This window comes from Amycolatopsis sp. NPDC026612 (assembly GCF_040638285.1).
Lineage (GTDB): Bacteria > Actinomycetota > Actinomycetes > Mycobacteriales > Pseudonocardiaceae > Amycolatopsis.
In genome coordinates, this window is the sequence record NZ_JBEZYB010000028.1 from 84,961 (window position 1) to 93,894 (window position 8,934).

Annotated in this window: 7 protein-coding genes and 1 pseudogene; all 8 read left to right on the forward strand. The window is 72.5% G+C overall.

Annotated features, from left to right (window positions below):
• Positions 1–41: 41 nt before the first annotated feature.
• The 8 genes and pseudogenes from murD (at position 42) to AB0F15_RS24770 (ending at position 8,901) form a co-directional block, all read left to right on the forward strand.
• Entirely contained in the window at positions 42–1,451 is a 1,410-nt protein-coding gene (gene murD, locus AB0F15_RS24735) for a UDP-N-acetylmuramoyl-L-alanine--D-glutamate ligase (RefSeq protein ID WP_360274601.1), read from the forward strand.
• The gene (ftsW, locus tag AB0F15_RS24740) at positions 1,438–2,949 is read left to right on the forward strand and encodes a putative lipid II flippase FtsW (protein ID WP_360274574.1); all 1,512 of its coding nucleotides are present in this window, start codon (positions 1,438–1,440) and stop codon (positions 2,947–2,949) included. The genes murD and ftsW overlap by 14 nt, the downstream gene beginning before the upstream one ends.
• Complete coding sequence (gene murG / locus AB0F15_RS24745; RefSeq protein ID WP_360274577.1) at positions 2,946–4,070, forward strand: undecaprenyldiphospho-muramoylpentapeptide beta-N-acetylglucosaminyltransferase; 1,125 nt, start codon at positions 2,946–2,948, stop codon at positions 4,068–4,070. Before ftsW ends, murG begins: the two co-directional genes overlap by 4 nt.
• On the forward strand, positions 4,063–5,460 hold the full coding sequence (gene murC / locus AB0F15_RS24750) for a UDP-N-acetylmuramate--L-alanine ligase (protein ID WP_360274579.1): 1,398 nt from the start codon (positions 4,063–4,065) through the stop codon (positions 5,458–5,460). Before murG ends, murC begins: the two co-directional genes overlap by 8 nt.
• A gap of 4 nt (positions 5,461–5,464) precedes the next feature.
• Positions 5,465–6,310 carry an FtsQ-type POTRA domain-containing protein gene (locus tag AB0F15_RS24755; protein WP_360274581.1) on the forward strand — a complete coding sequence of 282 codons (846 nt, stop codon included), beginning with the start codon at positions 5,465–5,467 and terminating at the stop codon, positions 6,308–6,310.
• A 76-nt stretch (positions 6,311–6,386) separates the two neighbouring features.
• Entirely contained in the window at positions 6,387–7,217 is an 831-nt protein-coding gene (locus tag AB0F15_RS24760) for an NAD(P)H-binding protein (protein WP_360274583.1), read from the forward strand.
• 322 nt (positions 7,218–7,539) lie between these two features.
• Positions 7,540–8,067 (forward strand): annotated as a pseudogene (locus AB0F15_RS24765) (discoidin domain-containing protein); the annotation flags it as partial.
• A 195-nt stretch (positions 8,068–8,262) separates the two neighbouring features.
• Complete coding sequence (locus AB0F15_RS24770) at positions 8,263–8,901, forward strand: glycoside hydrolase family 64 protein (RefSeq protein ID WP_360274604.1); 639 nt, start codon at positions 8,263–8,265, stop codon at positions 8,899–8,901.
• Positions 8,902–8,934: the final 33 nt, after the last annotated feature.

Here is an 8,934-nt window from a genome sequence, read left to right on the forward strand (position 1 = left end):
AGCGCCTCCGTTGAGGGTGGTGGCGGGGAGGAAGGTTGGAAGTGGAAGAGATCGCCGGTCGTCACGTGCTGGTCGCCGGGGCCGGGGTCACCGGCAAGTCGGTGGTCCCGGTGCTGGTCGAGCTGGGTGCCCGCGTCACCGTCACCGACGGCAACGCCGAGCGCCTGGCCGAGCTCGAAGGCCTCGGCGCCGAGCTGGTGCCCGGGCTGACCGAGCCGCCGCCGGACGTCGTCCTGGTCGTCACCAGCCCCGGCTGGCGGCCGACGTCGCCGCTGCTCGCGGCCGCCGCCGAGGCGGGGGTCGAGGTCATCGGGGACGTCGAGCTGGCCTGGCGCGTCGGCCGGCTGCGGGAGCACCCGCCGTCCTGGCTGGTGGTGACCGGCACCAACGGCAAGACGACCACCGCGGGCATGCTCGAGTCGATCCTCAATGCGGCCGGCTCCAACGCCGTGGCCTGCGGGAACATCGGCTACGCGGCTCTCGACGCCGTGCGGGCCGGGTACATGGTGCTCGCCGTGGAGCTGTCGAGCTTTCAGCTGCACTGGTCCTCGACGCTGGCTCCGGACGCGGCCGTGGTGCTGAACCTGGCCGAGGACCACATCGACTGGCACGGCTCGATGGACGAGTACGCGGCCGCGAAGGGCCGGGTCTACACCCGGGCCAAGGTCGCCGTGCACAACGCCGACGACGAGTGGTCCACGCGGATCGCCGCCGAGCACGCGCCGGAAAGCGCCCGCCGCGTCGGCTTCCAGCTCGACACCCCGCGCGAGGGCGAACTCGGCGTGGTCGAGGACCTGCTGGTCGACCGCGCCTTCGTCGCCGACCCGGCGAACACCGCCGAGGCACTGGCCGCCCTCTCCGACGTCCGTCCCGCGGGCCCGCACAACGTCGCGAACGCCCTTGCCGCGGCCGCGCTGGCCCGGGCCCACGGCGTCTCGCCGAACGCCGTGGCGAAGGGCCTGCGCGAGTACCAGCCGGCCCCGCACCGGGCCGTGGAGGTCGCCGAGGTGGCCGGGGTCCGGTACGTCAACGACTCGAAGGCCACCAACCCGCACGCGGCCGCCGGCTCGCTGCGGGCGCACGAGAGCATCGTGTGGATCGCCGGGGGCCAGCTGAAGGGCGCCTCGGTCGACGAGCTGGTGAGCAGCATCGCCGGCCGCCTGCGCGGAGTCGTGCTCCTCGGCGTCGATTCACCCGTGATCGCCGCCGCGGTTGCGCGACACGCGCCGGATGTCCCGGTGAACAGCCTCCGTCCGGGTGACGATGAACCCATGACTGCGGCGGTGAGTGCGGCCAGCGCGATGGCCCGGCCCGGTGACGTGGTGCTGCTGGCGCCCGCCGCGGCGTCGTTGGACATGTTCTCGAGCTACGGCGAGCGCGGCGACGCGTTCGCCGCGGCCGTGCACGTCCTCCGCGACGACGCTGCGGGGGACCCGAGTGACGACAGCTGAGGCCAAGCCCGAACTGCCGCCGAAGCGGCCGCGCCGCGAGCGCAAGGAGAGCGGCTTCGTCGCCTTCCGGACCGCGCTGACCGCGTGGCTTTCGCGGCCGCTGGCGTCGTTCCACCTCGTGCTGGCCCTGACCGGGGTGCTCACCGTCATCGGCATCGTCATGGTGCTTTCGGCGTCGTCGGTCACCTCCTACAACCCGAAGACCGGCAGCGGCGTGTACTCGCTGTTCACCAAGCACGTCGTCTTCGTCGCGGTCGGCTCGGTCGTCTTCTGGCTCGGTCTGCGGGTCAACCTGGAGCGGATCCGGCGGATGTCGGCGACCGCGACGGTGATCTGTCTCGGCCTGCTGGTGCTCGTGCTCACCCCGCTGGGCTCGACGGTCAACGGCTCGCAGGGCTGGTTCAAGCTCGGCGACTTCACCTTCCAGCCGGTCGAGGCCGCGAAGGTCGCGCTGGCCTTCTGGGGCGCGCACATCCTGGTCATCAAGTACAACGTGATCCACCAGTGGCGGCACCTGCTGGTGCCCGTCGTGCCGATCGCGTTGCTGATGTTCGGGCTGCTGATGCTGCAGCCCGACCTCGGCGGCACGGTCACTCTCGCCGTCGTGCTGCTGTCCCTGCTGTGGTTCGCCGGTGCGCCGAAACGGCTGTTCGGCGTGATCATGGCAGGCGGTCTCGCGGGCGTGCTGGTGCTGGCGATCATCTCGTCGTACCGGCTGCAGCGGGTGCTGTCGTTCCTGTCCTCGGACGCCGATACCAGCGCCGACGGTTTCCAAGCCAACCAGGCCAAGCTCGCCCTGGCCGACGGCGGGTTCTTCGGCAAGGGCCTCGGCCAGGGCACGTCCAACTGGGGCTACCTGCCCAACGTGCAGAACGACTTCATCTTCGCCCTGATCGGCGAGGAGCTCGGCCTGATCGGCTGCGTCGTCGTGCTCGCCCTGTTCGCCGGGGTCGCGATCGTGGGCCTGCGGATCGCCACCCGCAACATCGACCCGTGGATCCGGATCGTCTCCGGCACGTTGACGGTGTTCCTCGTGGCGCAGGCCGGCATCAACATCGGCTACGTCGTCGGCCTGCTGCCCGTCACCGGCGTCACGCTGCCGCTCATCTCCTACGGCGGCACCTCCCTGGTGATCACCATGCTCATCATGGGGGTGCTCGCGAACGCCGCCCGGCACGAACCGGAGGCGGTGGCCGCGCTGCGCACACAGGGGCCGGGTAAATTCGGGCGTCTGCTGCGGCTGCCCGCGCCCGACCCGTACCGACCGCCCGCCACGCGCAAGGCGGCGGGGCGGAGTGGGGCGAAGGCGGCCAGGCCGGCGCCCCGTGCGGCCCGGCCCGCCCCGGCTCAGGAACGACGCAGGTCGGTCCGCGAGCCGGTGCGCCGCAGCGCGGCACGGACGAGCACGACCCGCACGAGCACGTCTCGCGGCGGGGCCGCGCGGACAACAGCGAGCCGTGGTACCCGGAGTACCGCGAACCGGAGAGGTCATAGGTGAGTAAGCCCGTCAAGGGAACCGAGCGAGCCGCCGCGGGCAAGGGGCCCGTGGTCGTGGTCGCCGGAGGTGGCACCGCAGGACACATCGAACCCGCCCTCGCACTGGCCGACGCCGTCATGCGGCTGCGACCGGACGCGAAGGTCGTGGCGCTCGGCACCGAGCGGGGCCTGGAGAACAAGCTCGTCCCGGCCCGCGGCTACCCCCTCGAGCTGATCCCGCCGGTGCCCCTGCCGCGCAAGCCGACGCCGGAGCTGCTCAAGCTGCCGCTGAAGGTCCGCGACTCGGTGCGCAAGACCCGCGAGGTGCTCGACCGGGTCGGCGCGGACGTCGTCGTCGGCTTCGGCGGGTACGTTGCGCTGCCCGCCTACCTGGCCGCGCGCGGGCGGGTCCCGATCGTCGTGCACGAGGCCAACCAGTCGCCGGGCCTGGCGAACAAGGTCGGTGCCCGGTTCGCCAAGCGCGTCGCGGTCGCCGTCGGTGGCACGCCCCTGCCGAACGCCGAGGTCGTCGGGATCCCGCTGCGGCGGTCGATCACGTCGCTGGACCGCGCGGCGCTGCGAGCCGAGGCCCGCAAGCACTTCGGGCTGGACCCGGACGCGCCGACGCTGCTGGTGTTCGGTGGCTCGCAGGGCGCGCAGTCGATCAACAGCGCACTGTCCGGCGCGGCGAAGGACCTCGCGGACGCCGGCGTCGGTGTCCTGCACGCGCACGGGCCGAAGAACACCCTGGTCGTGCAGGAGTTCCCGGGCCGGCCGGCGTACGTGCCGGTGCCGTACCTGGAGCGGATGGACCTGGCCTACGCGGCCGCCGACGTCGCGGTGTGCCGGTCGGGGGCGATGACCGTCGCCGAGGTGACGGCGGTCGGGCTGCCCGCGGTGTTCGTCCCGCTGCCGCACGGCAACGGCGAGCAGGCCAGCAACGCCCGGCCCGCCGTCGACGCCGGAGCCGCGTTGATGGTCTTCGACGCCGACCTCACCCCGGCCAAGGTCGCCGACCTGGTCGTCCCGCTGGTCACCGACGCCGACCGCGTCGCGAAGATGGGCGCGGCGGCGGTCGGCATGGGCCACCGCGAGGCCGACGAACTCCTCGCCAAGATCGTCCTGGAGGCTGCCGGTGCTTGAGTTGCCCGAAGAACTGCGCCGGGCGCACCTGATCGGGATCGGCGGGGCCGGCATGTCCGGCATCGCGCGGATCCTGCTGGCCCGGGGCGCTTTCGTGTCGGGCTCGGACGCCAAGGAGTCGCGCGCGCTGCTGTCGCTGCGCGCCCAGGGCGCCGAGCTGTTCGTCGGCCAGGCCGCCGCGAACATTTCCGCGCTTCCGGAACCGCCTTCGTCCGTGGTCGTCTCGACGGCGATCAAGGAGACCAACCCCGAGCTGGCCGCGGCGCGCGCGGCGGGCATCCCGGTGCTGCACCGGGCGCAGGCGCTGGCCGGGCTGATGGAAGGCCACCGCGTCGCCTGCATCGCGGGCACGCACGGCAAGACGTCGACGACGTCGATGCTCACCGTCGCGCTGCAGCACTGCCGGCTGGATCCGTCGTTCGCCATCGGCGGCGACCTCAACGAGTCCGGGGCCAACGCCCACCACGGCGAGGGTGGCGTGTTCGTCGCCGAGGCCGACGAGAGCGACGGCTCGTTCCTGACCTACTCGCCGTCGGTCGCGGTCGTGACGAACGTCGAGCCGGACCACCTGGACCACCACGGCACGGCCGAGGCCTACACCAAGGTGTTCTCCGACTTCGTCGACCGGATCCAGCCGGGTGGGCTGCTGATCGTCTGCGCCGACGACGAAGGGGCCGACGCGCTGGGCGACGAGGCCGCCAAGCGCGGGGTCCGGGTGCAGCGGTACGGCCAACGGGTCAGCGGGGTCGACGACGCGGAAATCACGTCCTACCAGCCGCTGCCGGACGGTGGGATCGTGCAGCTCGCGCTGCGGGGCGAGCTGGTCGACATCCGGGTCGCGGTGCCGGGCGAGCACATGGCGCTGAACGCGGTCGCGGCCCTGCTGGCCGGGATCGAGCTCGGCGCGCCGGTGCCCGGTCTGGTCGACGGGCTCGCGGCGTTCGGCGGGGTGCGGCGCCGCTTCGAGTTCAAGGGCCGGGCGGGCGACGTCCGCGTCTACGACGACTACGCCCACCACCCGACCGAGGTGTCCGCGCAGCTGCGCGCGGTGCGCACGGCGGCCGGGGCGGGGCGGGTGCTCGTGGTGTTCCAGCCGCACCTGTTCTCGCGGACCAAGACGTTCGCGGCGGAGTTCGCCGAGGCGCTGTCGCTGGCCGACGAGGTCGTCGTGCTGGACGTCTACGGCGCGCGCGAAGAGCCTGAGCCCGGCATCACCGGTGCGCTGATCGCGGACCGGGTGACCGCGCCGGTGCACTACGAGCCGGCGTTCGACGTCGCCGCGCCGCTGGTGGCCGGGCTGGCGAAGCCCGGCGACCTGGTGGTGACCATGGGCGCCGGGGACGTGACGCAGCTGGGGCCGGAGATCCTCGCCGAGCTGGACAAGCGCTGAGGCCATGAGTCCGACCAGGGAACGCCGCCGTCCGTCCGAGGAGGACGCACGGGATCGCGCTGCCCTGGCGAGGGAACGGCGGGGGCGGCGGTCCGAGGAGGAGCGCCGCCGGACCCGCGCCGCGCGGCCCAAGCCCGGCGCCCGGCCTTCGGGGCCGCGCCGGCCTCGGCGGCAGGTCGAGATCCGCCGCCGGTGGGTCGCGCTGCTGAGCGTGCTCACCCTGGTGGCCATGACGTACCTCCTGTTCTTCAGCTCGATGCTCGGGGTGAAGGACGTCTCGGTCAGCGGTTCGCGCACGGTGGCGGCCGACCAGATCCGCACGGTGGCCGCGGTGCCGGCCGACAAGCCGATGCTGCGGCTGGGCATCGACGAGATCCGCGACCGGGTGGCGGCGATGCCGGGCATCGCGACGGTCGAGGTCTCGCGCTCCTGGCCGAACACGGTCGACATCACGGTGACCGAGCGGACGGCGATCGCGTTCTTCGACAGCGGCCCGGGTGGCGACGGCGTCCACCTGGTCGACGGCGGCGGCGTGGTGTTCAAGACGGTCTCGGCGCGCCCCCCGGGCTTGCCGGAGCTGAAGCTCCCGAAGGTGTCGGCGGACGACCCGGTGACCCGTGCGGTGACGGCGGTGCTGGGCGTGATTCCGGAACAGCTGCTCAAGCAGGTCACGACCGCGACGGCGAGGACCCCGGCGAGCGTCGAGTTCACCTTGGCGAGCGGCAAGATCGTCCGCTGGGGGACCGCGGAGCAGACGGACCGGAAGGCCAAGGTGCTCGCGGCGCTGCTCACCCAGGACGGCAAGGTCTACGACGTCGCCGCGCCGGAACTGCCGACCATCACCTCCTGAAATCGCTTTTTCCGTGCACCGGGGTTCTCGTATGGCGTACGATATCGTACGCCATACGAGAACAAGGAGGGTGCTCATGACGATCCTGGTGACGGGCGCGACCGGCAGCGTCGGCCGGTTGGTGGTCGACGAGCTGGTCGCGGCCGGAGTGCCGGTGCGGGCGCTGACCGTCGATCCCGAGCGGGCGAAGCTGCCGGCGGAGGCCGAGGTGGTCGTCGGGTCGCTGGCGAAGCCGTCGACCCTGCCGGGGGCGCTCAAGGGCGTCTCGGCGGTGTACCTGGCGCCGATGGCGCGGACCGTGCGGCGGTTCTGCGAGCTGGCGGCCGAAGCCGGCATCGAGCGGGTCGTCGCGTTGTCCGGCAGCAGTGTTGGCGACGCCCACGAGGGGTCCAGCGGTCACGAGTACGGCGCCGTCGAGGCCGCGGTCCGGGACGCGGGGTTCGCCTGGACGTTCCTGCGGCCCGGTGCCTTCATGGACAACACGCTCGACTGGGCCCCCATGGTCCGCGCGGGCGAGGTCGCGATGGCTTACGGCGACGCGACGCAGACGCCCATCGACCTCGGCGACATCGCGGCGGTGGCCGCCCGGGTGCTGGGGGCGGACGGGCACGCCGGTGCCACGTACGTCCTCAGTGGACCGGCGGCGAGCAGCACCCGGGCCCAGGTCGAGACGTTGGCTTCGGTGCTGGGCAAGGAAATCCGGTTCCGCGAGCTGACTCCCGCGGAGCAGCGCGCGCAGTGGATCGGCTTCGGCGTCCCGGAGACGGCCGTCGACTGGATACTGGGCGGCTTCGAAGAAACCCTGCGGCACCCGCAGGTGCCGACCGGGGTCGTCGAGGAACTGCTGGGGCGGCCGGGAACGACGTACGCGGAGTGGGTCGCCGCGCGGCGGTCGGTGTTCGCCTAGGGTGCGGCGGACGGCCGTGCCGCGTGCACGGCGAGGCGGACCGGGGGTGACGGGCGCCGCTGGGCATGGCTGACTCCTGTGAGCCGGCCCCTGAGCGGGTGGCGGCGCCACGCAGAGGTTCGAGGTGAATCGGTTCCGAATATCGGTCCCCGGCGGCGAACTGTCAAGGGTTGACATGTCCGGGGCGTTGGTATGAACCTCTTTACCGAGCGTCCCCGGCCGGCCTTCCCAGGCATCCGCCCGGCGTTGAAGGGGACGAGCCGGACGATGCCGTCCCCTGACCGGCGGCGGGTCCGCCCCCGTTCCCGGCCAGGGAGGAACCATGCCCACGAACGCTCCGCCGCGGCGCCTTCGCCGCGGACCCGGTCCCCGCTTGGCGACGCTGGCGGCGGCCCTCGCGGTCGCCGCGCTCGGCTTCGCCGTGCCTTCCGCCGAAGCGGCCGACACCCTGATTTCCCAAGGGAAACCCGTCACGGCGTCGTCGGTGGAGAACACCGGAACCCCGGCGAGTGCCGCGGTGGACGGCAACACCGGCACCCGGTGGTCGTCGCAGTTCGGCGATCCACAGTGGATCCAGGTGGACCTCGGCGGCGCCGCGACGGTCAGCCAGGTCGTGCTCCGCTGGGAAGCCGCCTACGCCACGGCGTACCAGATCCAGTTGTCGGACAACGGGTCCAATTGGTCCACTGTGTACCAGACGACCACCGGAACCGGCGGCACGCAGACGCTGGCCGTCACCGGGTCCGGGCGGTACGTGCGGCTGTCCACGACCGCACGGGCCACGCCCTACGGCGTCTCGCTGTGGGAGTTCCAGGTCTTCGGCACCGGCGGCGGCACCACGCAGCCCGGCGCCGGCGTCCCGCCCGACTCGTTCTGGGGGGACACCGGCACCATCCCGGCCGCGCGGAACGTGCTCACCGTCAAGGTGCTCAACCGGACCAACGGCAAGTACCCGGACAGCCAGGTGTACTGGACCTTCGGCGGCCAGACCCACTCGATCGCCGAGCAGCCCTACCTCGACATGCCGGCCAACTCGGCCGGGCGGATGTACTTCTCCCTCGGCACGCCGAACGGCCAGTACGCCGACTTCATCGAGTTCACCGTCGGCCCGGACGCGTTCAACGGCAACACCACCCGGGTGGACGCGTTCGCGCTGAAGCTGGCCATGCGGCTGCACGCGCACGACGGCTACGACGTCCAGGTCGGCGACGGCTACCCGCTGTTCCAAGAGGACCGCTCGGCCACGTTCGCCCGGTTCCAGGCCGAGGTGCCGACCGAGTTCAAGGGCCTGGCGACGGTCGACGCGCCGTACCGGATCCCGGCGCCGGGCAGCGCGCCGGACTTCCGCGCCGGCGGCCGGTACGCGAACTACTTCACGTCCTACGCGCAGTCGGTGGGGGTCAACGAGCCCACGTCGAACATCACCGGGTGCGCCGGTTCGCTGGCCGGGAACCCGGACCTGTGCGCGGCGCTGAACCGGCACACCGCGCACCTGCCGCAGTCGCAGTGGCAGGACCCGGCCCGGTACTACCAGGCGGCGCCGGCGAACTACTACGCGAAGTTCTGGCACGACCACGGCATCAACCACCTCGCGTACGGCTTCCCGTACGACGACGTGGCCGCGCAGTCCTCGTTCGTCTCGCACGGGGACCCGCAGTGGCTGGTGGTCGCCGTCGGCTGGTGACCGGCGGGGTGGCCCGGTTCGCGAACCGGGCCA